At 50.8% G+C, this 24,592-nt stretch carries 22 protein-coding genes, 1 tRNA gene and 1 pseudogene; 4 read left to right on the forward strand and 20 right to left on the reverse strand.

Going from position 1 to position 24,592, the window contains the following annotated elements; all coding sequences use genetic code 11:
- Positions 1-15: 15 nt before the first annotated feature.
- Together MV421_RS06540 and glmS are read right to left on the reverse strand one after the other, a co-directional pair.
- Positions 16-2,898, reverse strand: a complete 2,883-nt coding sequence (locus tag MV421_RS06540) for a peptide transporter (RefSeq protein ID WP_297419310.1) — start codon at positions 2,896-2,898, stop codon at positions 16-18.
- Positions 2,899-2,908: 10 nt separating this feature from the next.
- The gene (gene glmS / locus MV421_RS06545; RefSeq protein WP_297419145.1) at positions 2,909-4,717 is read right to left on the reverse strand and encodes a glutamine--fructose-6-phosphate transaminase (isomerizing); all 1,809 of its coding nucleotides are present in this window, start codon (positions 4,715-4,717) and stop codon (positions 2,909-2,911) included.
- Between the two features lie 152 nt (positions 4,718-4,869).
- On the opposite strand from glmS, the gene MV421_RS06550 reads away from it, so the two are divergent.
- Entirely contained in the window at positions 4,870-5,064 is a 195-nt protein-coding gene (locus MV421_RS06550; RefSeq protein WP_297419313.1) for a PCNA-inhibitor, read from the forward strand.
- Here MV421_RS06550 and MV421_RS06555 read toward each other — a convergent pair.
- Positions 5,059-6,210, reverse strand: coding sequence for a methyltransferase domain-containing protein (locus MV421_RS06555; protein ID WP_297419148.1), 1,152 nt, complete (start codon positions 6,208-6,210; stop codon positions 5,059-5,061). The two genes, MV421_RS06550 and MV421_RS06555, sit on opposite strands and share 6 nt — an antisense overlap.
- Positions 6,211-6,270: 60 nt before the next feature.
- Between MV421_RS06555 and MV421_RS06560 the strand changes: the two genes are divergently transcribed.
- Positions 6,271-7,650 carry a dolichyl-phosphate-mannose--protein mannosyltransferase gene (locus MV421_RS06560; RefSeq protein WP_297419151.1) on the forward strand — a complete coding sequence of 460 codons (1,380 nt, stop codon included), beginning with the start codon at positions 6,271-6,273 and terminating at the stop codon, positions 7,648-7,650.
- Positions 7,651-7,655: 5 nt separating this feature from the next.
- Here the strand turns inward: MV421_RS06560 and infB are convergent, their stop codons facing one another.
- From infB to MV421_RS06625, 13 genes are all read right to left on the reverse strand, one after another.
- The gene (infB, locus tag MV421_RS06565; RefSeq protein ID WP_297419316.1) at positions 7,656-9,449 is read right to left on the reverse strand and encodes a translation initiation factor IF-2; all 1,794 of its coding nucleotides are present in this window, start codon (positions 9,447-9,449) and stop codon (positions 7,656-7,658) included.
- 122 nt (positions 9,450-9,571) lie between these two features.
- Complete coding sequence (gene ndk, locus MV421_RS06570; protein WP_297419319.1) at positions 9,572-10,096, reverse strand: nucleoside-diphosphate kinase; 525 nt, start codon at positions 10,094-10,096, stop codon at positions 9,572-9,574.
- A 116-nt stretch (positions 10,097-10,212) separates the two neighbouring features.
- Positions 10,213-11,007, reverse strand: a complete 795-nt coding sequence (locus tag MV421_RS06575) for a hypothetical protein (RefSeq protein ID WP_297419154.1) — start codon at positions 11,005-11,007, stop codon at positions 10,213-10,215.
- A gap of 72 nt (positions 11,008-11,079) precedes the next feature.
- Positions 11,080-11,391, reverse strand: coding sequence for a hypothetical protein (locus tag MV421_RS06580; protein WP_297419157.1), 312 nt, complete (start codon positions 11,389-11,391; stop codon positions 11,080-11,082).
- Positions 11,392-11,515: 124 nt separating this feature from the next.
- On the reverse strand, positions 11,516-11,722 hold the full coding sequence (locus MV421_RS06585) for a 50S ribosomal protein L24e (RefSeq protein ID WP_297504148.1): 207 nt from the start codon (positions 11,720-11,722) through the stop codon (positions 11,516-11,518).
- A 1-nt stretch (position 11,723) separates the two neighbouring features.
- Positions 11,724-11,936, reverse strand: a complete 213-nt coding sequence (locus MV421_RS06590) for a 30S ribosomal protein S28e (protein ID WP_297419160.1) — start codon at positions 11,934-11,936, stop codon at positions 11,724-11,726.
- Between the two features lie 61 nt (positions 11,937-11,997).
- Positions 11,998-12,369: a 50S ribosomal protein L7Ae gene (gene rpl7ae, locus MV421_RS06595; RefSeq protein ID WP_297419163.1), complete on the reverse strand. Its 372-nt coding sequence runs from the start codon at positions 12,367-12,369 to the stop codon at positions 11,998-12,000.
- A gap of 171 nt (positions 12,370-12,540) precedes the next feature.
- Positions 12,541-13,155 carry an HVO_0476 family zinc finger protein gene (locus MV421_RS06600; protein ID WP_297419322.1) on the reverse strand — a complete coding sequence of 205 codons (615 nt, stop codon included), beginning with the start codon at positions 13,153-13,155 and terminating at the stop codon, positions 12,541-12,543.
- 61 nt (positions 13,156-13,216) lie between these two features.
- The gene (locus MV421_RS06605; protein WP_297504151.1) at positions 13,217-14,623 is read right to left on the reverse strand and encodes a hypothetical protein; all 1,407 of its coding nucleotides are present in this window, start codon (positions 14,621-14,623) and stop codon (positions 13,217-13,219) included.
- A 98-nt stretch (positions 14,624-14,721) separates the two neighbouring features.
- Positions 14,722-15,021: a hypothetical protein gene (locus MV421_RS06610; protein ID WP_297419172.1), complete on the reverse strand. Its 300-nt coding sequence runs from the start codon at positions 15,019-15,021 to the stop codon at positions 14,722-14,724.
- A 51-nt stretch (positions 15,022-15,072) separates the two neighbouring features.
- The gene (locus MV421_RS06615; protein ID WP_297419175.1) at positions 15,073-15,855 is read right to left on the reverse strand and encodes a hypothetical protein; all 783 of its coding nucleotides are present in this window, start codon (positions 15,853-15,855) and stop codon (positions 15,073-15,075) included.
- Positions 15,856-15,976: 121 nt separating this feature from the next.
- Positions 15,977-16,933, reverse strand: coding sequence for a MarR family transcriptional regulator (locus tag MV421_RS06620; RefSeq protein ID WP_297419177.1), 957 nt, complete (start codon positions 16,931-16,933; stop codon positions 15,977-15,979).
- Positions 16,885-18,777, reverse strand: coding sequence for a phosphoadenosine phosphosulfate reductase family protein (locus tag MV421_RS06625; RefSeq protein WP_297419180.1), 1,893 nt, complete (start codon positions 18,775-18,777; stop codon positions 16,885-16,887). The genes MV421_RS06620 and MV421_RS06625 overlap by 49 nt, the downstream gene beginning before the upstream one ends.
- Positions 18,778-18,934: 157 nt before the next feature.
- Here MV421_RS06625 and MV421_RS06630 point away from each other — a divergent pair.
- Together MV421_RS06630 and asnS are read left to right on the forward strand one after the other, a co-directional pair.
- Positions 18,935-19,119 (forward strand): annotated as a pseudogene (locus MV421_RS06630) (SPFH domain-containing protein); the annotation flags it as partial.
- A gap of 439 nt (positions 19,120-19,558) precedes the next feature.
- On the forward strand, positions 19,559-20,854 hold the full coding sequence (gene asnS, locus MV421_RS06635; protein ID WP_297419183.1) for an asparagine--tRNA ligase: 1,296 nt from the start codon (positions 19,559-19,561) through the stop codon (positions 20,852-20,854).
- Between the two features lie 78 nt (positions 20,855-20,932).
- Here the strand turns inward: asnS and MV421_RS06640 are convergent, their stop codons facing one another.
- From MV421_RS06640 to MV421_RS06655, 4 genes are all read right to left on the reverse strand, one after another.
- Positions 20,933-21,364 carry a chemotaxis protein CheW gene (locus tag MV421_RS06640; protein ID WP_297419186.1) on the reverse strand — a complete coding sequence of 144 codons (432 nt, stop codon included), beginning with the start codon at positions 21,362-21,364 and terminating at the stop codon, positions 20,933-20,935.
- A 29-nt stretch (positions 21,365-21,393) separates the two neighbouring features.
- Positions 21,394-22,512, reverse strand: a complete 1,119-nt coding sequence (locus MV421_RS06645; protein ID WP_297419189.1) for a methyl-accepting chemotaxis protein — start codon at positions 22,510-22,512, stop codon at positions 21,394-21,396.
- A gap of 729 nt (positions 22,513-23,241) precedes the next feature.
- Positions 23,242-23,318, reverse strand: a tRNA-Arg gene (locus tag MV421_RS06650).
- A gap of 68 nt (positions 23,319-23,386) precedes the next feature.
- The gene (locus MV421_RS06655) at positions 23,387-24,547 is read right to left on the reverse strand and encodes a thiamine ABC transporter substrate-binding protein (RefSeq protein ID WP_297419192.1); all 1,161 of its coding nucleotides are present in this window, start codon (positions 24,545-24,547) and stop codon (positions 23,387-23,389) included.
- Between the last annotated feature and the right edge of the window lie 45 nt (positions 24,548-24,592).

Consider the following 24,592-nt stretch of genomic DNA (forward strand, 5'->3'; position numbering starts at 1 on the left):
AGAAGAAAGGAAAGGTCAGCTTCCTTCCCATATGACGTACTGCTTCTCCGCTAGGAATATCGGCTCTATCCTCTCCCTGACGATGACAACCTTATTCTTTCCGTACCTCTGGTAAAGCCCCTGGATGAACTTTTCGAAGACACCGGCGGGCATCGCGGCCTCCGCCGTTATCGTGTTGTTGCCGGCCTTGACGCTCAACTCTTTGACGGGCACGTAGGTTATGATATCCATGTGCGGCTCTAGGTAGAAGTCATCCTTGTGGATGTCCTTTCCGTTGGGGGCTATGTAGTAAACAATGCTGGCCCGGAGTGTAAACTCGACGTTGCTGTAGCTCTTTCTGAAGGCGGCTTTAAGCTCGAGGTTCCCACTCTTCCCCTCGGGGAGGATGTAGCTCGGATCGGCCGATTTTCCGTTCACCTTGGGTTCGCCGTTGAGGACACCAACGGGACCCTTCTGTACGAGGATGAAGTTGTACCTCGTGGCGTTCGGTACCGTGAGATTAACCTCAACCGGGGTCTCGTTGAGGTAGTTTATGTACAGATTCTTGACGAGCACCTTCTTCTCCATGAGTTTCGTTCCGTTGTAGGCGTTGAAGATCAGGGTGGCGTTCTTTACATCCCTTCCAAAGGCGGAAATCCATATCCTAAGCTCTTGCTTTCCTACAGGTAGCTTCCCGCGGGTGAGGGTTGTATAGACCGTCTTCCACGTGCCGTTCTGGAGGGCGTCTATCCTGTAAACGGCAAAGGGTTCGAACTTGTATATCGAGACCCCTCCGTCGGTATGGACGAGCTTGAAGTTGGCAAAGAGCTTCTGGGTGTCCCACTCGTCGGGTGAAAACGGTATGTGGAAGGCCAATCTGACGAAGTTGCTGAAGGCCACTTTCTTGTAGGCCAACAGACCGTAGTTCTGGAAGACGTATAAGACGTACGGGATGTCGCCCCTGCCCTTTATGATTACCCCATGGGTCAGGTCAATGGTAAGCATTGGCTGGTAGGCGCCCTTGGAGCTTCCGACGTAGACCACCGTCTTACCGCTCTCGTTTACGAACTGTATATACTGCCTTGGAATTACCTGGAACATTGGAATCGTTTTGTATTCACCGTAGGTTATGGCACCACCGAGGTAGCTTATGGCATTGAACTTGTATATGTCCTGTTGCCATGTTATCAGGTAGTTAAGCTCCCAGGCCTCGAAGTCCTGCTCACTCTTTGTTCCATATTTGGAGAAGAAGTCTGCGACAATGTATCTTCTGTCGTAGGCATGACCACCGTCGGTCGCGCTCCTCCGGTGGCTCAACAGGCTCGACTCAATCCAGTAGCCGTAGTCCCACCAGCTTGCGGCACTGTCAAGTGGGTTGGAGTTTTCCCTGAGCCAGTGAAGGGCATTTACCCAGTCGGCCGGAACGGAACCCCCTGCCTCGGCATACCTGTGGGCTTGGCCGCTCAGGTACTGGGCGCCGACTATGGGTAAGGGCACGAAGAGAAGCACGAGCAGAAGGGCGTACATTGCCTTCGTCCCGGTGCTCTCCTTCATCTTCTCAACATAGATGAATATCTCCCCAACCGCTATGCCTGCAAGGAGCATTATCGAGCCAGACGCTTGGAAGATGAAGCGCACCGCGGTCAGGAGGAGGTAGAGGGAGCCGAAGTAGTATGAGATGATGAATATCTCTTTGTAACCGCTTACGTCGTTCTTAACGAGTTTTAAGCCGAATCTGAAGAGGATTATTGCAAAGCCGAGGAGGGAGAGCAGGAAGATTATGCCGTCGTTGCCTCTAACGCTGTAGTACCCTGCTATGTCACTCCATTTTGTCCTTGCAAGCTCTGCAACCGTCTGGTAGAGGGGGGTTGACTGGCTTCCCTGCCCAAGGAACTTGAAGAGATCCCTTCCAAAGTAGGCGTAGAACGCTAGGAAGCCGATGATGGCTATGATAACGAGCATCCCGAAGCGGTGCTTCTTGTCGGAGTAGTTGAGTCCGAGCCTTTCGCCGTAGAGCATTAAGGCAACGAGAGCCAAGAGTGTCGCGAATGCCTCGAGGGAGAAGATAAGGAAGGGCCTTATCCCAACGAAGTCCGTGTATGACACCGCAAGCCCGAGAAGGAGGGAGAGGCCGTAGATGCTGAAGTAGTCAACGGTGAAGCGCTTCAGCCCCTCAAATTCACCGAAGGTGAAGTACACGACGATCGCCGTACCAGCAACGAGGAGCAGTACTCCAACGCCGAAGATGCTTCCTGTCCAGACCCCCATGTAGAGGACGCTGGAAATCAGGAACAGCACCGCTCCGGTTATCTTCTTCCAGTTCCAGTCTCTCTCATCGAGGTAGACTAGCAGGAGGAACACTGCAAAGAGGAAGAACATCATGAACGGCCCTCCACCGCGGTTGTTTCCCGACATTGTCTTGGTGAAGCTGGCGTAGGAGAACATCATAAAGGCCGCTCCCCAAATGCCGGCCCAGTCTGAGTGGATCTTTTTTCCAACTAGGTAGACCCCTATGACCGTCATCGCCCCTACGAAGGGAGGCCATGCCTTGAACGCTCCCATAACACTAGTCCCAAAGAGGGCATGGGAGATCTTGTAGAAAGTCGCTTGGACGGTGTAAAGACCGAGGTAACCAGTGACCTTTAGTCCAGTTGGAGGGTCAGCGTAGGCGAAGTACCTCGGAATCCACTCGTGGATGGCCTGTTTGTACATCTCGTAGTGGAAGAAGGTATCGGGGTCGAGGAAGGTCTTGTAGTTGGAGGTGATGTCCCTCAGGGCGTATCCCCAGTAGGCAAGCAACAGGGCTATTATAGGGAGGCCGTAGGCCTTGAAAAGGCGGTAGTAGCGGGACAGCTCCGCGTTCCCGTCTTTCTTGCTTTTCTTTCTCTTCCCTCTCTTCTCTTTGACATCGGTTTTCATAACCACCACCTCATTCCACAGTAACTGACTTTGCAAGATTCCTTGGCTTGTCGGGGTCGTTGCCCCCCAAAACCGCTAGGTGATATGCAAGGATCTGGAGCGGGACAACGTAGAGTATCGGGCTCAAGAGTTCATCAACCGAAGGCATCTCAATGAAAACGCTCGAAACGCGCCTTAAATCCTTCCGCTCACCGAGGGAAATCACCAGTGCACCCCTAGCGCGGGCTTCCTCGATGTTACCTACCATCTTGTCGAAGGTCTCTCCGCCCGGTGCTATCGCAACAACCGGAACACCGTCCTCGATGAGCGCGAGAGGACCGTGCTTCAGTTCTCCAGCGCTCAGGCCCTCGGCGTGGATGTAGCTTATCTCCTTAAGCTTCAGCGCGCCCTCAAGTGCCGTTGGAACGCTTATCCCTCTACCTATATAGAAGAAGTCCCTCATATTAACTAGGCTACCGGCAAGCTCCCTGATGGAATCCCCATGCTTGAGAACCTCTTTAACCAGCTCCGGAACCGCCTTGAGACCATTTTCAAGCGCGTTGAGGTATTCCCCTTTGGCGGTTTCAAGGACCCTTGCTAACTCGATGGCAAGCATCGTGAGGACGGTCAGCTGAGTGGTGTAGGTTTTGGTCGCGGCGACGCCTATTTCCGGGCCGGCATGGGTGTAGAGCGTCAAATCCGCTATTCTCGTCGCCATACTCCCAACGACGTTGACTATCGCTACAACTTTGGCACCCTTCCGCTTGGCCAGCTTCATGGCCGCGAGCGTATCGGCCGTCTCACCACTCTGGGTTATCGCTATCACGAGGGTGTTCTCATCCACAAGGTTCTCGAACTCGTATCTGAACTCGCTGGCGTCTTCGACTATTGGGACCTTTTTTGCAAGCCTCTGAAAGAGGTACTTGCCGACGAGGCCCGCGTGGTAGGAGGTTCCCATCGCTACGATGAAGATTTTATCATACTTCGCTATCCCCTCGGCAACCGCCCTGATTAGATCGGCGTTTCCGTGGATGGCATCCCTTATCGCCCTCGGTTGCTCGTATATCTCCTTGAGCATGAAGTGCGGGAACCCTGCCTTTTCGGCCATCTCAAGGGTCCAGTCTATTTCGTGAATGGGCTTCTCGACGGGTTCACCCGTGTAGAGGTTCTTCACAACGTAAGAGTCCTTAGTGAGGATGGCGTACTCCCCGTCATCGAGGAAAATCACTTTGTTTGTGTACTCCAGAAAAGCCGGGACGTCGCTGGCCGCGAAGTTTTCCCCGTTTCCGATTCCAAGAACTAGCGGACTCTCGTTCCTGACAAAGTAAAGCCTGTCCGGTTCGTCGGTATATATTATCCCGAGGGCGAATGAGCCTTTCAGCCTGAGGAGTGCAGTTCTCATGGCCTCCTCAAAGCTTTTGCTTGACTTCACTTCTTCCTCTATGAGGTGGACTATAACTTCAGTATCGGTGTCGCTCTCGAACCTGTGTCCTTTCCTCAGGAGCTCCTCCCTCAGCTCGCTGAAGTTCTCGATTATACCGTTGTGGACGAGCGCTATCTTCCCCGTGCAGTCTGTGTGGGGATGGGCATTGATACCGTTCGGAACGCCGTGGGTGGCCCAGCGCGTGTGGCCTATACCCCTCCTCCCAGGCATTTTGAGGAATCCGAGCTCCTTGGTAAGCTCGTCTATCCTTCCAGCACCTTTCTTGACAAAGAGCCTGCCGTTATCCTCTGTAACGATTCCAGCCGAGTCATACCCTCGGTATTCGAGCCTCTTTAACCCTTTGACGATTACCTCACAGGCAGGCCTATCTCCGATGTATCCAATTATTCCACACACGGCAACCACCCGCTTTTACTCCCTTCCTCGATAAACCGCGAGAGTTAAAAGCCTTTCTCAGGGAGACTTTTCCGGGATTCATATATCCTTTGGTTCAGCTTTCAATGGGAAAAGCCTTTATAGCCCCTGTGGATACCATTCTCGGTGGACCGATGGACAGAAAACTCGACGAGTACCTGAAAAATACGACGAACAAAGTGAAGCCTAAGGAACCATCCCATAAAAGGAAAAAACGCCTCAAGTCAACCAGCCTCGAGTCCTTTCTGCCGGAGGAGTACGTCAACTACTTCAGGGGGCTTCACATTGGCTCAAAGCGGATAAGGAACGCGAAAATAGATGAGTTATAACCCCTCTCCAATTATTGCCCTTCCCCCCAGCTGGAAGACAAAGGCCCTTTTATCACCGTTCAGATTCGCTTCCACGCGCTTTCTGAACCTCCAGTACTGGCTGTCTGGCACGCTAACCCTCAGCGTCGCCCTTCCAAATCCTTCCTTTTTCAGGAAGTCGTTTATCCTAATGGGGTGGAACGGGACGATTCCGGCAACATGATATGTTCTCTTAAGATAGGAGCTCTTTATCTCCTCATCTCCGGTCGCTAAAACGCGCCTCTTTTCGCGGAGCAGCATCCTAACCTCAACGGGGAGCAAATGGAACAGCTCGTTTATTAAATCTGCGTAGTCAACGGCCTGTGGTATCTCGTAGAGGTATTCACCAGGCTCGTCAGTCCACTCCACGATGTTCTTAAGGTTTGGGTCGCTTTCAACCCTTTCCTCTGCTGGGAGGATAATCGCGCTTCTCTCGGCCTCTGCAAGGGGCTCTGTGTAGAATGTCAGCCTGTTCAGGGCACCAAAGAGGTCAATGTACTCAAACTCTCCCCTCCATGGAACCCTCCTGCGCCTTATCTGCGGCGGCAGGTCAAAAATGAAGGCGTCAGTCTTCCTGGAATAGGTCTCATAGACTCTCAGCGGACTTGGGAGCAGGTCTTCAAGCTTACGCTCCGGCATCTCTGGAGGCCGAGCAGGGTCGGAGAAGATCACCTCAGCATCGATCCCCTCAACTGTCTCGGGCGAGAGCGAGTCTGCGTTTATGAATTTGATGTTCGAGACGCCATATTTTTTCGCATTTCTCCGTGCGAACTCAACCTTGAGGGGGTCGATGTCGATTCCATACGCCCTCTCAACCTCCATCGCGTAGAATATGAGCTGGATCCCAATACCACAGGAGACGTCGGCGATGCTCCCAACTCCAAACTCCTTAAGGCGCTTGGCGCGGTACCTTGCAACAATCTCGTGTGTGGCGTAGCGGAGACCTTCTAAATCCATCCAGAGGTCGTCGCGCGAGAACTTGTTCTTGGCCTTAATCCTCGCCTTCGCTATCTCGGCTATACTCTCCCAGTTCTCACCGAGTTTTGCACGGAGCTTCTTCTCATCAAAGCCACGCCTTATGAATTCAGTGGCCTCTCCGATTTTCTCCTCGGTGATGTCCTCGAGCATGTTTTCGCCTTAAGGGGAGAGTCTTAAAAATGTTGCCCGCAATTTCGTTAGGGTGATAAAATGGACTGGAAGAAAACCGCCTTTGTGCTCATACTCATAGCCTCTATGGTAGGCTCCTTCTGGTATCTCTACAGCTTCGCCTCGAGGCCCGTTTTTCACAACTACGTCAGTGATGAAGTCTGGTACGTCCCCGCGAGCAGGAACGTCCTCCACAGGCTCGGTGTCGACCTCACTTACGTTAACTCGACAACAGGTTCCAGGGGTGTCAACATAATCTTCGCGAACGAGAGTGATCAGGCGGAGTATGCCTACACAGTGGGGGAGATAGCGTTTGAGTACAACGCCACCTACGAGATGACTTACTACAACTTCCCTGGCCTCTACTTTGAGATCCCACCTGGAAACTTTAAGCCGTTCTTGAAGGCCCTTGCGGAGACCCTTCCAAACGGCTCTTACTACGTCGTTCCCGGTTTCTGGTATCCCGACAAGGAAAACATCCAGAACTACCTCAACACAGAGCACCCGTTCTTGGGCAAGGATTTCATAATGACGGCGATGCTCTTTGGGGATAAACCAATAAACTGGCGCATTCCAAGCATAATCGCCTTCGTTCTTCTCCAGCCCCTTGTTGCCCTCGCGGCCTACAGGATAAGCGGTAGTTATCTGGCTGCCCTGATAGCACTCGTCTTCACGGTGGCGGATCCGACGCTCGATGCCATGTCGTTCGTTGCCATGCTTGACATGTACGTTGCCCTCTTTGTTGCTCTCTTCGTCTTTCTCTTGGCCTATGACAGAGACCGCTGGGCCGCCTTTGCCGTCGGTCTTGCCAGTGCGACAAAGCTGAGCGGGGGCTTTGGTTGGCCTGTCCTCTTCATCAGGGCATTTAAACAGGAGAAGAGCCTTCCGAGGTTCCTTGCGGTCGCCTTCCTTCTCCCGATAACGGGCTTTCTCATACCGAACATACCCGCGATGGTAGCCATCGGACCCTTTGAGTGGCTGAACCAGTTCCTAGGGAGCTTCAGCTGGCAGCTCTCCAACAAGGGTGGAAGCCCTGTTTCCTCACCGGTCTGGTGGTGGTTCATTGACAAGAACCCCTTCCCACTCCACTTCAACCCCAACGTATTCGCCCAGACCGATCCTGTGCTTTTGCTCTCGATGATAGTCTTTATCCTCGCCCTCCCGTGGCTCTACAAGAGGAGGAGAGGAATCCTTGAGCCGTTCGGGGTCTTCTGGTTCACTGTGCTGTTCTTCCTCCTCCAGTATGCCCTCGGAGGAACGACACAGTTCACTTTCTACACGACCGCGCTGGTTCCCCCCGCGGCGGTCGTTATGGGTGTTGCCCTCAATGAACTCCTTAAATGGGAGGCATTTACAACGTCTCTCAGAACGTACTTCGAGTGGATTCTTGAATTAAAGAACTGGGTTGGGGGGCGCTTTTAGCCCCCTCACACAGCCTTCCAGAAGGGATCCTTCTGGGCCTTCACCTTGGCCGTCATTTTGAGGGCCTTTATGTCTGTCTCATCAAGCTCGTTCTTGAGCTGCTTGGCGAGCAGGATGACGTCGTTCTTGCTTACGTCAACGTAGAGCGTCTCTCCGGGGTGGATGTGCCTGCCTACCATCGCACCCTCGATTGCCACCGCAACGGCGTCACCCTTCTTGGCCTCCTGAACGAAGTCGCTCTTGCTCTTGATGGACTTTATGACGCCAGCTTTCTCCCCGTTCTGCTTGATGAGAACTACGCCGGGTCGTATTCTCCCCTCAAGGACTTCAACGCCAACTATTGCCGGCTTGCTCCTCCTGAAGACGTAGCGCTCGTCGGGATAGAGCCTTATAACGCCAGGGAATGTGACGTTCTTTAGTAAATCGCGCTTCTTCTCTTCCTCTTTTGCTAGGATCCATGCCTCATAGTCCTCTATGAGCTTGTAGATGATGTTGCCGGTGAAGATGGGTATGCCCTTGGCTTTCGCCACCTCTTCGGCGTCCTCATTGACCTTCACGTTGAAGCCGAGGACGACGCCGTACTTCTCTTCCTCCTCGTGAACGCTCAAAGCTTCCATGACGTCGGTCTTGCTGATGTTCCCGATGTCGGCCTTCCTTATTGGGATGTTCTTCTCTCCCAGCTCCTTGCTCAGAGCCTCAAGAGCGCCGAGGGTGTCGGCCTTGACGATGATGCCGACCTTTCCGGCACTTATGACAACACTCCTTATCTGGCTCAGGATTTCCTGCTTCGCTTTCTCAAGTCCCTCATACGAGCGGGCCGCTATTGCTGGTGAGCCTGCCAATGCTTCCTCGAGACCGGGTGCAGCTATCTTTATACCCGCCGCGGCAACAACCTCATCCACCTGGTCGAAGCGGAACCTTGGATCGCGTATCTCGTCGAGGGGCTTGGGTTTGAGTAAAGCGCGAATTTTTGTCACTATAGCTTTGTCCTTTCCGCCGACGACTATGGTGTCGTCCTTTCTCAGCGTTCCGTCGTAGACTATGACATCGATGGTAGTCCCGAGGCCGAGTTCCTCGCGAACCTCGAGGATTGTACCACGCGCAGGGCCCTCTACCTCTGTCTTAAGCTTCTCCTCGAGATACTTCTGACTCAGGCCGGCGATGAGAACGAGAAGCTCTGGAACACCCACTCCGTACTTGGCTGAAATCGGGACTATGGCCAGCTCTCTTGTGAAGTCCTGAACCCTGTCAAACCTATTCGCCTGGAAACCCATCTCGTAGAACTTTCCTATCAGCTCCCAGAGCCTCGTCTCAAGCTCCCCTTGCGCCCTCTGGTCCTGCTTCTTGATGTTCACTAAGAAGGGTTCGTCCTCCTCAACCTTCCAGCCCTTTATCCTATCTATCTTGTTTGCTGCCACAATGAACGGCGTCCTGTTCTTCCTGAGTATCTCGATGCTCTCTATCGTCTGCGGCTGGAAGCCCTCGTTGGTGTCTATAATGAGGACCGCAAGGTCGGCCAAACTCCCACCGCGAGCACGCAGGCTGGTGAAGGCCTCATGGCCTGGGGTGTCTATAAAGAGCAATCCAGGGAGCTTTATCTCGCCCTTCCAGAGCTTGATGAGCGGGCCTGCTAAGGTTCTAACGGTCTCTATCGGGACCTCGGTAGCACCTATGTGCTGGGTTATTCCGCCGGCCTCTTTACGTGCTACGTTAGTATTTCTAATACGGTCAAGTAAAGTAGTTTTGCCGTGATCCACATGTCCGAGAACCGCGATGATGGGCTGCCTAATCTTCTCCACCATTTTCCTCACCCCTGACCCTAACTCATGTGGGGGCTTTTAAAAGGTTCGGCAATTAAAAGCGAGGAAGACTTAGAAGTCGCAAAACCTGCAAAACCACAGTAAAAAGCAAAGGAAAAAACTCAACGTTCCAGACAGTTCATTTTATCCATGTACTCCTTCTTTGCCTTCGCGTGGGTGTGATAGAACCAGTCAGCTGCTTTACAATACTCAAAGAGCTCCTCGGGCTTGAAGTACAGGTTTATCTCCCTCTCGGCACTCTCGGGGCTGTCGCTGGCGTGGACGACGTTGTAAATGGAATCGCCTATGTCGAGGCCGTAGTCACCGCGTATACTCCCGGGTTCGGCGTCCTTTGGGTCGGTAGCACCGGCCATCTTTCTGACCACACTTATCGCGTAGCGTCCTTCAACGACCATAACAACGCTTGGGGCCTTGGTGATGTAGTCTATCAGGCCCTCGAAGAACGGTTTGCCTTTGTGCTCCGCATAGTGCTTCTGAGCCAGCTCCCGGGTTATCCAGAGCATCTTCATCCCGACGATCTTAAGCCCGCGCTTCTCAAATCTAGAAATTATTTCGCCTATTAAACCCCTAACAACCGCGTCCGGCTTGAGGATAACAAGGGTTCTTTCTATGTGCTTCTCCACCATTGGCAACACCACTTTGAGATGGAAGGGGAAGTTAATAGGTTTTTTGGAAATCCGGGCTCTAGAGAAACCCACTGAAACTATCGAAAAGAGGAGAAAATGTAGAGAGAAATAAAAGCTCACCCGACTTTGACATAAAATGTAACTGCACCCCAAGTGGTGTGAGTTCCCCACAAGTCGAGGACGTCTCCTGCTTCACGAAAAGCCGCCTGAAACTTTACGTTCACAATGGCATGCCACTGACCGTTGTGGAGAACACTCTGACTAATACTGGTCTCGGAGGCTACGTCTGTTTTGAATGAATACTCTGCATCTAACGAATTTGTATCAAACTTTAAGAGCCATGTTGCTATTTGGGTTGATCTATCCACAGCTGGGAGCATCTCGAAATTTGGAATTGTTGAAGTAAACGTAACTGCAGGGATAGGGTATCCAAAGGTAATTTGAACGGTAGTGTGACCATTTTGATGTCTTACGGGATCAGCTATCATTAGTTCCGGATTCAAGGAGGGGTCAATGTTCCAATTGTGAATGATCTTTGCTGAGTATGCTACATAATCCCTATAATTGGTGTTCCCTTCTACCTCTTTTAACCCGCACCCGGGATCGATCTCGTATCTGCCTTCGGCAGGTGCACTTTTAGGTGGGGCAACCAAGAAGTATTCCCTGTTGGGATTATTATCGTCTTTAAGTCCATACACAGTAGCTAGTGCATAGATATTTCCATAGGGTGCATCGTTCACTCTTATTGTTACATCCCCTAGAGGCTTCCAGTACGGCGAACTCTCGCCGCTGTAAACCTTCACGTTGCCGTTGCTGTCCACGGTTTTAACTTCCCATCCCCTGGGAACGCCGATCTTCTCCTTGGGGATTACGTCGGGCTTGAACTTCGGTGCCCTTTTGTTCCACTCCAAAAGCTCACTTCTAATTTTGTCTGGTAGTATGGGGGTGTTCCTGCTCGTTGCCGTGATCAGAATATCAACCCTTCAATTCTTGGTTACCTTTATTCCGTAGCCCGTTATGACTGAGCCTTTTGGCAGTTCTGGAGCGGCATATACATGCCACTTGGCGTTTGGGGCGCTTTTCTCAACGAGCTTGGGAATTGTCTGTTTCAGGAACTCTGGGCTTAACGGCAGGCCGTTCTTGGAGTAGAGAACGTAGGCAGTATAGTTGTTTCCAGCAATCTTCTGTATTGCTGGGATGCTGTACTGGACACTCCGGTTCGTTGGATACGCTGAAACAACAAAAAGGCTCCCAACCAGAACTCCGAGTATAAACCATACCACCTTTTGACGCATCCGACCCCCCCAACGGGTTGTCGTCTAAAGAAACGACGTCATAGTATTTAACTCTTTCGCTCTCTCGAAATTAAGGAATGACGGGAATATTCATTGAACTAAAATTACTAAGAAAAGAAGGAAATCACTTCCTTCTCTTGGCCCTCTGAAGGCGGGCCTCCTCGAAGGCCTTGGTCCACTTGAGTTTTCTCGGATTTCTAACCATGAAGTAGAGCTTCTCGCACTTGCCGGAGCAGAAGAACAGGACTCTGCCGTCGTTCCTGACGTACATCTTGCCGGTTCCCGGCTCGAACTCCTTTCCGCAGTAGGAGCAGACGTTCCAGCGAGCCATTTCAACGCCTCCTTCTGATTTCTCTGGCCTCACGCTCGGTCTCCCTGAGTATGACTATGTCACCGACGCGGACCGGCCCTTTGATATTTCTCCTGATGACGCGGCCCTTATCGCGCCCCTCGAGAACGCGAACCTTAACCTGGGTAACGCCACCTGTGACGCCGGCCCTTGCAATGATCTCAATAACCTCTGCCGGGTATCCATCATCGCTCATTTCTTACACCCCTTAAAAGCTACCTCTCGGTGATCAACCTCAGTGAAGGATGAGAAGGAGCTCACTTGAGGAGCTCCCTGACCTTCATGGCGATGTCATCAACGAGTTCGCGCCCCTTGCCGGGTTCGGCTATGGCAACGCTGGCCGAGGGAACCTCAAGCCCGGCGGCAGCGCCAAGCTCCTTCTTGCTCGGGACGTATATGTATGGTATCTCCTTCTCCTCACACAGCGGTGGGAGGTGGGCAACTATCTCCTCTGGGTCAACATCCTCAGCTATGACAACGAGCTTGGCCTGGCCCCTCTCAACGGCCTTGGTCGTCTCGTTGGTACCCTTCCTTACTCTCCCGGTGTCGCGGGCAAGCTCAATGGCCTCAAGGGCCTTTTCAGCAAGCTCCTGCGGAACCTCAAACCTGACATAACCTGGCTTAGCCATTCTTCATCCCTCCGGAATCCTCATCGTTCATCGAATTTTGCGTGCTGAGTTCTTGGAGAGAATTTAAAAGGGTTTCGATATCGGAAGCAGCCAAACTCGTCATCCCCAGCGGGGCGGTGGGATAAATAGAAGGAAAAACCTCATCATATTGAGGCTTGTCGGTTATCAACTTCACTTTGACTCTTTAGCGTAGCCGTGGTATATTTCGAGGTTTCTCCTAGCTCTCGCACGTGGTATCTGATGGCCCATCAGAGCGATGATCTCGTTGGCCTTCGCCTTTCCGTGGTGGATCATCTTCCTCTCGGTCTTTATCTTCTCGACCTTGAAGGTGTAACCATCAACCTCAATGACTTCTCCAACGACGAACTCCTCATTCCTAGGAACCTTAACCTTAAAGGCCTGCGTGAGGCCTTTCGAGAGGTATATCGACACCTTTATGACCTTTGGATAGGTCAGACTCTCACCCCAGAGGGTTTTGATTTCACCTATTCTGCCCCTCTCAACGCGTTTCTCCCCTTCAAGTTCTATCCCCGTTATTCTAACTTCATCCCCTTCGGTTTCCACTATGTCGCCGACCTTTATTTCCTCCCCTTCTGGGAGTTCGGCGAAGGTCTTGAAACTCCTCTCGTGTTTACTGACTATGAGCGGAACCTTAACAAGCTTCGGTAATGTTACATGCCAGACGTTACCGCATTCGTTGCACTTAAGGGTAAGCTCCCTTCCCCTCTCCTTGATGACTTCAACGTCATCGCTACCGCACTCGGGACAAACAAACCACTCTTCCATTTCTCTCACCAGAGGAAAGAAGAGGGGAGGCATTTATAAAGGTGCCCCAAGTGGGGACTATTCAATTAACAGCCCCAATTAGCTCTAAGATTCTGAGGGCATAATATGTTGCCTGTAAACTACCATAACCTTTGTCACCCTTATAGTATAAGAAGCCCCCGTATTTGTACTTTAAAGAGCGAACGAAGCTTATCAAACTCTGAACATCCTTCGGGCAGTAACCCATGTAAGCTAGTGCCCTCACCGCTCCGCGAGTATTGTAGAGATCGGGGCCACCCCAGCCCCCATCATGCTCCATACTGAGTATGAACTTAGCGGTCGTTTCATTCGTGTAATTGTAGCCCAATGCATGGAGCAGTAGTACTGCGTTCTCCGTCCGGTAAAGAACTACTGCCGTGTTGTTTGATAGTGGTCCAAATGTTCCATTGGCATGTCTCAGGGAGAAGATTTCGTTAATCAACTCTGCTTTTGTTTTTGAACCCAACCTAACTCCTATTGAATTTCCAAGTTTTACAAGGAACACCCATCCTGTGTCCATTAAGAGATCTTTCCTCTTGTGGGCTAGATAAAGTTCCATAAGTTTAGCTGTTTCATTTTTTAGATATTCCATGTCGTTTGGATCAATAGTGAGATTCAGTTCTTTGTATGTGAGATAGACTGCATACAAAGCCGTTGGGTTATCCTGGCTGTAGGGCCATCTGTTCCAAAGGGCATATTTTAAGTACTTCCCCAATCGAGTTTTATTAATTGGTATCCCAGTTTTTTCGGCAACATAAACTCCCTGATAAGTGGATATGGAACCACATGAGTTTTGAGATGGAAAAGCAAAGCCCCCAAGGGGGCTCTCCCAGCTGTGTATAAATTCTATTGTCTTCTTGTCCGGTCTTTTACCGAGTAATGCAATCGTCTTTACAGCATAATAAGTTCCCTGGAATTCCCCGTAGTCCTTCCCAAAGAGGTTAAATCCTCCATCAGGTAACTCCTGAGAGATAACATAGTTGTAGATCTCCCTTGAAATGTTGCCATTTAAGAGATCATACTCACGGAGTAGCTGGGTGAGTTTGGCCACTATAAAGAGTGGCGGCCTACTTTTAATTATCTCCCCAACGTTTTTGGAGACGTTGTCAATAAAGGAAGCGTCATCCCGGTACTCTTGCGTTTTGGTATAGTTAACCCCCATTATATTCAGGCACTTAGTATCTTCAATAAAATTAAATAGAAAACCCATCAGCTGGAGTCCCCCGTACTCCTCCAGTGGCGTTAGGTTCTGAAATTTCTCCAGACAATATTCCTTGGTGCTCTTGAGACTGCTCAGATTATAACCGAGGACATGTAAAATCTCAACGGATTGAGGTGTGAGATCCATGCTCTGATACATGAAAGAGCCATTTTTCTGTTTCAGATTTAATATGAACTCCGTGATTTTTTCTGGATTTTTAGGGGAGGAGTTTAACATTGAAAGTGTCATAACTCCATAGTAAACTATCCAGAACTTAGGGACTAAATTTTTGTCAAAACTCTCGGTTGTGTTTTCAAAAAGGTTGTTCTCATTCTCGTGAAGCCAGTTTACAGTCTGAGCTTTATTGTACGGGGTTGATTGATAGCCTTAAGTGCCGACACAAAATAATACGTTGAAATAATGTCTGGAGTTATAGTATCATCGATATCAGTAAAACCACCCATTGGACATTCGCTGAGATGGAGTCTCTTGGACATGTAAGTAATCCATTCTTGGCCAAGAAACGCGGAGATGTTAACGTGCATGGGAGTACAGCTAAGCTGAATTCCATCAGTTTTGCTCGTGGTTAGTTTGACCATTCCCCCACCGTTTACTCCATTAGAGTACACCTCCCAGTATATCCCCAACAACAGAACCACGACTAAAAAGGAAGAAAAAAGAAATTTTTTCATGTTTCATCACTCCCTACTCTTGAGGATATTGGCATTTTCAATGTAGTATGTATAGTACCCGGCCGCCCCAAAATAGAAGGAACCTGAAGTGCTGTCTCCTATTTTCCATATGCCAAGAGTTGCAGTTGCTTCTATGTTGTCAAAGTCTACTCCAGCATAGTCGGTGTTGTAAACGGTTCCACTGTAGTCGGCACTACTGGAAGTCGTGGTAAAACCTACCCCTGGTGGGGCTGAGATATAGACAGAACCGCTAAGGGCAACAAACGTCAACCCAACCCCCAAGGTTATTTTCTCTGCTGGATAGCTCTGGGACCACCAGTAATCGTACGGCTGAATCCAACAGGCTGCCGACGAGTAGCCTCCCACCGTTACTGAGGAAAACTCGTCTTTTTCGATGCTTAACGATGCGTACGCAGAAATGTAAACATCGCCCTGATGGGGTATACTAAAGGCCTTTCTCTGTTCATAGTCAGAGTCTGGCCCAGACCATTGACTTGCGGTTTCACTGTTGGCAGAAACGGTGCCCTTGAATGCAACAGGTCCCGGGGCAAGTTGGTGCCTGAGTGAGAAATACCTGTTTACCGCCATGAAAACCTCCTTCCTGTCCATCCCCGGTGTGTTGGGGATGTGAACCATTCCGTTCCTTACAGTTACTGGAATCTTTTGGCCGTTCACGGACACGGTGTACGTGTGGACCCCACCTTGCTTGCCGTAGCTGGTGGCACTCACTCCTTGGAGCATGGCTCCAACCAACAACAGGGCTATAAACCACACTATTTTCCGTCGCATTCGCCCCCCCTAATGGGTGGTCACTACAGCGTGATATATACAAGTATTTAAAGCTTTTCCTTCGAAGTTACATTGTACATCCAATGTACATTGTTCAAAATTTACTACTTTGCTGCTGAGGTCATTCCTTCAAGAACACGCGGTACGTCCTGCCCTCCCTCACGCGGGTTATCAACCCCTTCTCCTCCATCTCACGCAGGATTATGCTCACTTTGGCCTTCGAAACGCCCAGCTTCCCTGCTAGCTCGCTTTGGAGAACCGGTCCTTCCTTCAGAATCGCCAGCACCTTCTCCTCATCGGTTCTAAGGTGGGCAAGCTCCTCACTCCTCTTCCTCCCGCAGTATAAAATGTATCCGTAGACAGCTCCGCCGCCGATTATAAGACCCACTATGAACAGTCCTTCATAGAGAAGTGGCGACGGTGGCTTTGTAGGAGTTATCTCCCCGGAGAAGCCAACTATAAAGTAAAACTCATCTCCCGCGTTTACGTCCTGCCTGCTCCACTCAAGGAGAAGCCTCGTCGGAGAGCTTTCCACCCTGTCAGGGGAGGGTATTATAGGTGAAAGGACGGCGTATCCCTTAGGCACGACCAGCTGAACGCGGAACAGGCCAACAGGCTGGCTGAACCTGACGTAGTATGTGAACTGCTGCTTCCCCCCACTCTTTGTTATCATTCCCCGTGTCATGAATGTAAGCTCTATCTTAGCGCTCTCACCAGATCTTAGTAAGGGGAAGTTCATGTAAACGGCGTTTGTTCCACCCAAAACTTCACTTACTGTAACGTTTACTGGGACCGTCGTGTTTCCAAGCTCCATAACTGCCTTCGGGTCCTCAACAGGGTAATCCGTGTATATAACGTATCTCGTCAGATTTGTGTAGGAAGTGAGATCTATCTCAACCGTCTCCCGTATGTTGTTCTGGTTCAGGACGTTAAAATACACGGCGTAGGCGTTTATGTCGTAGCCGTATGGCTGGGCGTGAGCGGGAGGCAGAAAAAGACCCAGAAGGAGGAAGAGAAGGACTAACCCGATTAGAGCTGACTTCCTTCCTTTGGGTTCTTTATTTTCAACAGCGGGCATACGTCCATACACTCCCTGCAGTGGGTGCAGAGGTCGTAGTTAACCACTATCTTCCTGCTCCGTGGGTCTATGTCCAGCGCCCCCTCCGGGCACTTTCCAACGCAGACACCGCAACCAACGCACTCGTAGGCGCGCTTGACAAGGTAGTATGCCTGCACACCCTCATTGAAGTCCTCGGTGTAAGCTCCGTCCTCCCTGAAGACAACGTCACCCGCTCTTATGTAGTTTTCGCTCTCCTCAACCTCGCCGAGTATCGGGGCAACCTTGCGAATCCTGTTGAGGTTAACAACGGTGTTGAAGTGGACGGTGAAAACGCCCTCCTCAGTTTCCGCTATCGAATATCTAACCGGTTCCCAAGAGCGCTCCTCCGGAACCTCAACGTCGAGCTCTTTCGCTATACCCTTCTCTCCCTTGCTGAGCTTCTTCCAGCGCCAGAAGCCGTAGGTTATCCACTCATCTGGCACCTTGAAGCGCTTCTGCCAGCGCTTGAGTTCATCCTCCCACCTGCTCCAGAGTTCGGGCTTCTCCTCCTTCAGCGTATATATTTCAGCCAACGATGCACTTGGGCAGAGGAAGCAGCCTATCCTGTCGAGCCTGTCCTCGTAGAGCGGGTTGTACTTAAGCCCACGGGAGAAGATGTATAACCAGACCTCGAGGGCGCGCCAGTGGAATATGGGCGATGCTCCGGTCTCGTTCGGCACCCAGGGGTTCCTCCATACGCGAGGTTGCTTGAACCTCTTTATACTCTCGTACTTCCTCTGGCCCACGAACATGAGAACCCCTTTCGGGTAGTTCTCCTTTATCGCCATCGTTATCGGACCGAGTTTGGTGACCTTGCAGCACCAGCGGTAATCTCTCCCGGGGGGTGAGAAGACGTGTATTGCCCTCCAGAATGCATCGCCGGCATTGGCAACGATGAACTTTATCCCCTTCGGCTCAAGCTCCTTCCTCAGTTCCTCGACGTACTCGATCGTCTCCGGGAACTCTATGCCAGTGTTGTTGAAAAACACCGTGAATTCGTTTCCAAACTCCTCCAGAGCAAGCCCTAGAACCACCAGACTGTCTTTTCCTCCGGAGAAAGCAACGGCAACTGGAAGCTCTGAGTAGCGAGCTATGGTCTTCCTCATGAAGCGCCTTGCCTCCTCAACCTTCCTCTCCAGCTCGATGCTGTTGGCGTGGAGGACGTCCCCCATCGTTGCTTTCCTTCCCTCGCGGTAGTTGACCGACTTCTGACGCCTAACTTTCACGCCTGTGCCGCGCTCCCTGTTCACCAACTCCTCATAGTCCTTCTTTGCTATGCCCGTGGCGATAACCTCACCGCATTCGGAAACGAGTACGACGTCATCTCCCTTCTGTATACTCGGTTCGGCCTCGATTATCCCGACCGGAAGGAGGTTGGAGCCGTTCCGGATGGGTCCAACCGCACCTTTGTCAACGATTATCCATTTATTCATATTCTTCTTAAAGCGCTTCCAGAGGGCGATTGCACCTTCAACCTTGAGGCCTGGTCTCCACCTCAGCTCAAGGGGATCGAAGCGCATCCAGCCGAAGACGTAACCGTCGAGGATTATCTCGTAGACGTCGTCCTCGCCGGGCGTCTTGTTGAGGAGGACTATCTTGCCGTCGAAGAGCTCACCGACATCAACGCCATAGTGCTCATTGAAGACCGAGCGGATGAACTCGATATCCTTCTCAAAGGCGAAGCGCAGGTCGCCGGGCGGTGTTATGTTGAGCCTGAAAACCTTTTCCTTTCCGTGAACCGCACAGCTATCGCCAATGAGCGGGACGTTGCATTCCTCGCACCAGTGAATGTAAGCCTTACCAAGGAAGACTGGTCTCCCCATCTCTTTCACCTGTGGCGAAAAGGGAGCGGGGGTTTATAAGTTGGGCGGTTGAAAAGTTACTGTTTCTATATAATATCCAATGATGTCTTTCTATTATCATAGAGTTCATAAAAACAATAGCTATATAGAGTTTGAAAGTTTCTCAGTGATTGTGGTAATGAGCTTTACCACTGCAGTTCTGTTAATCATTGGGCGTTTCCTCCTGCTGATGCTTCTGTTGAGCGTTAAGGTGATAAGACCTCACCAGAAGGGACTCGTGGAGCTGCTCGGAAAGTCCAACAGAATTCTCGAACCGGGAATACACTTCATAATCCCTTTATGGAGCGCGCCAGGGTCGTGGAATCGAGCGCGGGCACTATCTCGTGGAGCTTGAGGGAGATAAAGGGTAGCCCTTCTGATGGGAACAGGAGACCGAACATATGAGACACCGTTGAAGTCCTCCGCGTTGACGGGGTCAAACTGACAGTCAGGAGGGTATAAAGGAATCTCCCACGATTCCTCCAGCGTTTTTCAATCCCTATCCTCTTTTGAACATCCGACCTAGAGGTACTTAAACTCCCTGACGTATTGGCATCCCGTTGCCCAAAGGGTTTAAATCCCCGTTGGAGAAAGGGACACTATGCCACCGATACTGGTCGTAAGCTCGGGCGTGCTGGCAATTGAACCGTGGATGAATTGACTGTTCTTCGGTTAGCTTTGATTGGCTGATTGCTTGCGTCCGGTTTGGTTGGACCATCGCTACCGTTATAAACCCACTCTCAAAGCCCCTTGAGGTGATAAGATGATTGATAAGGTTTACTGTTCCGATGTCAGGCCCGAGATGGAGGGCAAACGTGTTAAACTCGCCGGATGGGTTTACCGAAAGAGGGAAGTTGGAAAGAAGGTCTTTATAGTCCTCCGCGACTCCAGTGGAACCGTGCAGACCGTATTTAAAAAGGAGCTGGGCGAAGTGGCCTACTCTGAGGCAAAGAATGTGGGAATTGAGTCCAGCATTATCATCGAAGGAACCGTCAAGGCCGACCCACGCGCCCCGACTGGAGCAGAGGTGCAGGCTGATAGGATCCAAATCATACAGAACGTTGACTTCTTCCCGATAACGAAGGACGCCAGTCACGAGTTCCTGCTAGACGTCAGGCACTTGCACCTCCACTCACCCAAGGTCACCGCGATAATGAAGACCAAGGCGGCGATGATGCAGGCCGCGCGCGAATGGCTCACCCAGGACGGCTGGCACGAGGTCTTTCCTCCAATACTCGTTACAGGAGCCGTTGAAGGCGGAGCGACCCTCTTCAAACTCAAGTATTTTGACAAGACGGCCTACCTCAGCCAGTCTGCCCAACTCTACCTCGAAGCGGCCATCTTCGGCCTCGAGAAAGTCTGGTCTCTCACGCCGAGCTTCAGGGCCGAGAAGAGCAGGACGAGGAGGCACCTCACCGAGTTCTGGCACCTTGAGCTTGAAGGGGCATGGATGGATTTGAACGACATCATGAAGGTAGAGGAGGAGCTCGTCAGCTACATGGTGCAGAGGACACTCGAACTCAGGAAGAGTGAGATTGAGCTCTACCGCAAGGATGATCTGAAGACCCTCAAGAACGCCGTCCCGCCCTTCCCAAGGATAAGCTACGACGAGGCGATAGACATCCTCCAGGGCAAGGGCGTTGAGATAGAGTGGGGCGAGGACATGGGTGCCGACGAGGAGAGGATCCTCACCCAGGAGTTTGAAGCCCCGTTCTTTGTCCACGGCTATCCAAAGGGCATCAAGGCCTTCTATATGAAGGAGGATCCGGGCGATCCAAGGAAGGTCTTAGCGGCGGATATGCTCGCGCCGGAGGGTTACGGTGAGGTGATCGGCGGTTCCCAGCGTGAGGACAGCTATGAAAAGCTCGTCGAGCGCATAATCGAGGAGGGAATGAACCCGAAAGACTATGAGTGGTACCTCGACCTCAGGAAGTATGGTTCAGTCCCACACAGCGGCTTCGGCCTCGGCCTGGAGAGGCTCGTCGCATGGGTCCTCAAGCTCGACCACGTCCGCTGGGCCACGCTCTTCCCGAGGACGCCGAGCAGGCTGTATCCGTGAGCTTGCTTTTTCTCACCCTTTTTGTTTCGCAGTACTGAGGTCTCAAAAAGGAAAATTAGAGCATTATGGTCTTAAAATCTAAAAAGAACCGTCGTTGTGCGAGAATCTATCTGGCTCCAGAATTAGGAGCAGCCTATCCCCCTTCTTAGCGATACCCATTAAATACTGACTTTGTTGAGATTCTAGTGCCCGAGGAACTTTTTCAATTTGTTCTTCACTCAAGGACACGACATCAGAGACATCATCCACAACAAAGCCCACAATGTCATTCCCATTATCAATGAGAATTATTTTTTTGTCTTTAATAGACCCCTCTTCGTAGTACCCAAGGATCTTTTTCAAATTCAATATCGGGATCACCTGCCCCCTTAGATTTACAATACCTTCCACTTCCTTAGGTGCCTGCGGTACCTTTGTTATTGGCATCATCTCCTTGATCTCGCGAACTTTCGAAATCTCCATGCAGAACTCCTCTGATCCGATGGTAAATGCAACGAACTGGTGCTCCATAAGTCCACCCCCAAAATGGTAGGAAAAGTTTAAAGTCCCTTGGCCAGGAGGGTCATGAGATACTCCATCCTTTTTTGTAGTTCATTTGTTGCCCGGGAGATCTCTTCGAGGGCAGCATTCTGTTCCTGAGCAGAGGAGCTAACTTCTTCCGCAGCTGCAGTATTCTCCTCGGCACTTGCGGCGAGAGAATCCACAGCATGGAGAACTTTCTGAACCTCATTCTCCGCCTCTTCAACCTTCTGTTTCAGTTCTTCCATCTGTGGTCCAAGCTCAGACACGAGTTCGTTGATGTTGGTCATATACGCGATGGTCTCTTCGAGGATACTACTTGCTTCTTCTACTACATTAACACCATTCTCAGCCGCGTTGGCAGCTTCATCAACCCTTTCAGTCATTGTCTCAATTATTTTTTTGATATTATTCGCGGCATCCTTACTTTCCTCTGCAAGTTTACGAATCTCCTGAGCGACAACTGCAAAACCTCTACCTGCCTCTCCGGCACGGGCGGCTTCTATGGCTGCATTCAGAGCCAAGAGGTTTGTCTGCCCGGCAATACCAGTAATAACATTGGTTATCTCACTGATCTGTTTTCCCATCTCCTTCACGGCCTGGATAGTTTGTGTAATCTGTGTCATAACATCCTGGATCTTCGTAATCTCCTGAGTTGCAAGTCTACCCCTCTCTTCTCCCTCCTTGGAGATGGAAACGACCTCATCCACGGCCGCACTTACATGGTCTGTGGCTTGGCCTGTAACTGCAACGGCATCCTGGACGACATCCATTGCGTCTTTGATTTCAGAAATCGTCTCCTGTTGGCGCTGGGCCTCAATGCTGACTTGGCTTATGGCCTCAGTTACCTGATTAACTGCTTCAGCGATATCTCTTATATTTTGAGAGAGGGAATCTATCTTTGACTGGACTTCATGTGAGACCTCGGATACGGTATGCACAGTAGGTCCAAGGGCTCCTTTGAGTTTTTCTAAGTTCCTGATAGCATCGTTGATTTTCGTTTGAACATGGGGATCAAGATTTTCTTTGGAAACTTCGCTCAGAATACGAGACACTTCATCAAAAGCTTCGTTAATGGACTCTTCCAAGCCGCTCTCTCTTGAGGAATGACCAAAGTTTGAATATGTTGCTTGCTGCATGACATTTCCCTCCGGTTGTAGAGTGCAGGGTGTTATACATACCGTTTTATTTTAATAAATAATTTTTGTGTATATGTCTGTGTAGGTTATTGTGTATGTGATGGTTAGTCTGAAGTTGGTTACGCCGTAGAGTTTTTTTTCAATGTCACACAGGCGAACAAGTTTTTGGAAAAAGCTTGACCAAAAGAGTTCCTTTTCTCACAGATAAGCGGTAGCATTAGCGTGCACTTTCCAGGTTCCCGCTGTGAGGGTTGCCCAAGAAGATGCTTTTAAACAGTTTGCGTTCTATTCTGGCGTCCGGAGGACGCCTTGAGAAGAGCAAACACTGAGAAATGATAATTAATGGGTAAACCCCTCTGAAAACCTGGCATCCACAGAATAACACGCGCTTTTTCTGCCATCCGTCGGGACACTTGAACGACAGTGAGAGCGGCGCTTTGCGAAGCAAGCAAACTTTGCAGTACAAGGTTTTTGATCAAAGGGCGAACTTCCCGAAAAATTCAAGAATGAGTTTGCATGTCTCCTCAAGTCGCAAGCTCAAAGCGGGTTTGCACCTGAAAACGCAATCTAAAAAAGGTTTCAACTTCCCCTTAACACCCGGAGGGTGTTATTCTAACAGTGAAACACTGTAACCCTACAAGTGAAAGAGCAAACCCTTCCCAAAACTGGGAATTTCTAAAAGTGACATGCAAACCTTGATCAAACTTCACGAAGGCGAAGTTTGTTTTCTGGCGGGCCCGGCGGGATTCGAACCCGCGACCTCCGGCTTAGAAGGCCGGCGCCCTATCCTGCTAGGCTACGGGCCCTCGCTCCTAAGGTGCCGGGGTGCTCTTATAAAAGTTGCGGTGAAGAAAAAGGAGAAAGAGAAGGAAGCTCACTTCCTCTTCTTGAGAAGGAGTGGCATTGCCGCGAGGGCGACTATGAGGGCCGGCCCACAGATGCTGTGTCCGCCACTTGAAGTGGTGCTGGTGCCTGAGGTGGTGCTTGCTGGAGTCCCGGTTATCTCGTTAGGACTCTTTCCCTCGACCATAAGCTCGGTCCACTGCTCGAGCCACTTCTTGTAGTTCTGTCCTATCTCCTTGGGACTGAGCTTGACCTCCTTGGTAACGTTGAGGGCGTAGTTGAAGCAGGCGGGTGGTTTAACGTACTTGTTCACCGGATACATCCACTGGGTCGTTGGGAGTTTCTCCTGAGCCTCTTTGCTTATAAGGAAATCAATGAACTTCTTTGCCAGTTCGGGATGCTTGGCGCCCTTGACGATTCCCGCACCTTCAATCTGGACATAGGCGGTGCCATTAAGGAATAGGGCACCTATCTTAGGTGGAATATTCTTGTCTTCACAAGCATCGTAGGCTGGGTCAGTGGCGTAGCTGACAAAGAGCGGAGCCTGACCCTTGTCCCACATTTCCCAGCCGGCATCCCAGCTCTTGACTATCTGAACACCGTTCTCCTTTAGTTTCTCCCAGTAATTGAGCCACCTGTCTCCGTAGGCTCCTATCGTCCACAGAAGGAACGCCATCCCAGTGGAGCTTGTCCTCGGGTCCTCGACGATGAGCTTGCCCTTCCATTCGGGCTTGAGGAGGTCCTCGAAGGTCTTCGGTGGGTTTTTAACGATGTCCTTCTTGTAGACGATGGCTATGGCTCCGTAGTCGTAGGGAGTGAGGTGGAAGCTCGGGTCGAAGTCGTTGATTATCCACTTTGGAATAACATTGACGTCACTCGGCTTGTAGGGTTCAAGCACACCTGCCTGTATGGCTTTCTGGAGGTAGCTGTTGTCTATTCCAACGACAACATCTGCCTGTGGGTTACCCTTCTCAAGGATTAGCCGGTTAAGGACTTCGCCAGTGTCGCCTATGAGCACAAGGTTCACCTTGACGCCGTACTCCTTCTCGAAAATAGGGATTATCTGCTTCATCCAGGGTTCTATACTGTTATAAGAGTAGACGGTCAGGGTTTCCTGCGCTTTGACGGGCTTAATCGCCCCAATTGCCCCGAACAGGAGCAGTGTAAGTGCAAGGATGGCGAGCTTTTTCATTGAACCACCTCCATTAATCGGTTGTGAATTTCAATAAACAGGTGA

Origin of the sequence: Thermococcus sp., from assembly GCF_027023865.1 — an archaeon.
Classification (GTDB): domain Archaea; phylum Methanobacteriota_B; class Thermococci; order Thermococcales; family Thermococcaceae; genus Thermococcus.

What these genes read in the sequence shown, in the direction of transcription:
- MV421_RS06590 (WP_297419160.1), bottom strand. Translation starts at nt 11,936, where the DNA reads ATGAGCGATGATGGATACCCGGCAGAGGTTATTGAGATCATTGCAAGG.
- MV421_RS06645 (WP_297419189.1), bottom strand. Translation starts at nt 22,512, where the DNA reads ATGCAGCAAGCAACATATTCAAACTTTGGTCATTCCTCAAGAGAGAGC.
- MV421_RS06540 (WP_297419310.1), bottom strand. Translation starts at nt 2,898, where the DNA reads ATGAAAACCGATGTCAAAGAGAAGAGAGGGAAGAGAAAGAAAAGCAAG.
- MV421_RS06580 (WP_297419157.1), bottom strand. Translation starts at nt 11,391, where the DNA reads ATGCGTCAAAAGGTGGTATGGTTTATACTCGGAGTTCTGGTTGGGAGC.
- asnS (WP_297419183.1), top strand. Translation starts at nt 19,559, where the DNA reads ATGATTGATAAGGTTTACTGTTCCGATGTCAGGCCCGAGATGGAGGGC.
- MV421_RS06560 (WP_297419151.1), top strand. Translation starts at nt 6,271, where the DNA reads ATGGACTGGAAGAAAACCGCCTTTGTGCTCATACTCATAGCCTCTATG.
- MV421_RS06605 (WP_297504151.1), bottom strand. Translation starts at nt 14,623, where the DNA reads ATGACACTTTCAATGTTAAACTCCTCCCCTAAAAATCCAGAAAAAATC.
- MV421_RS06555 (WP_297419148.1), bottom strand. Translation starts at nt 6,210, where the DNA reads ATGCTCGAGGACATCACCGAGGAGAAAATCGGAGAGGCCACTGAATTC.
- MV421_RS06640 (WP_297419186.1), bottom strand. Translation starts at nt 21,364, where the DNA reads ATGGAGCACCAGTTCGTTGCATTTACCATCGGATCAGAGGAGTTCTGC.
- MV421_RS06585 (WP_297504148.1), bottom strand. Translation starts at nt 11,722, where the DNA reads ATGGCTCGCTGGAACGTCTGCTCCTACTGCGGAAAGGAGTTCGAGCCG.
- ndk (WP_297419319.1), bottom strand. Translation starts at nt 10,096, where the DNA reads ATGGTGGAGAAGCACATAGAAAGAACCCTTGTTATCCTCAAGCCGGAC.
- MV421_RS06625 (WP_297419180.1), bottom strand. Translation starts at nt 18,777, where the DNA reads ATGGGGAGACCAGTCTTCCTTGGTAAGGCTTACATTCACTGGTGCGAG.
- MV421_RS06600 (WP_297419322.1), bottom strand. Translation starts at nt 13,155, where the DNA reads ATGGAAGAGTGGTTTGTTTGTCCCGAGTGCGGTAGCGATGACGTTGAA.
- MV421_RS06620 (WP_297419177.1), bottom strand. Translation starts at nt 16,933, where the DNA reads ATGCCCGCTGTTGAAAATAAAGAACCCAAAGGAAGGAAGTCAGCTCTA.
- MV421_RS06550 (WP_297419313.1), top strand. Translation starts at nt 4,870, where the DNA reads ATGGACAGAAAACTCGACGAGTACCTGAAAAATACGACGAACAAAGTG.
- rpl7ae (WP_297419163.1), bottom strand. Translation starts at nt 12,369, where the DNA reads ATGGCTAAGCCAGGTTATGTCAGGTTTGAGGTTCCGCAGGAGCTTGCT.
- MV421_RS06655 (WP_297419192.1), bottom strand. Translation starts at nt 24,547, where the DNA reads ATGAAAAAGCTCGCCATCCTTGCACTTACACTGCTCCTGTTCGGGGCA.
- MV421_RS06615 (WP_297419175.1), bottom strand. Translation starts at nt 15,855, where the DNA reads ATGCGACGGAAAATAGTGTGGTTTATAGCCCTGTTGTTGGTTGGAGCC.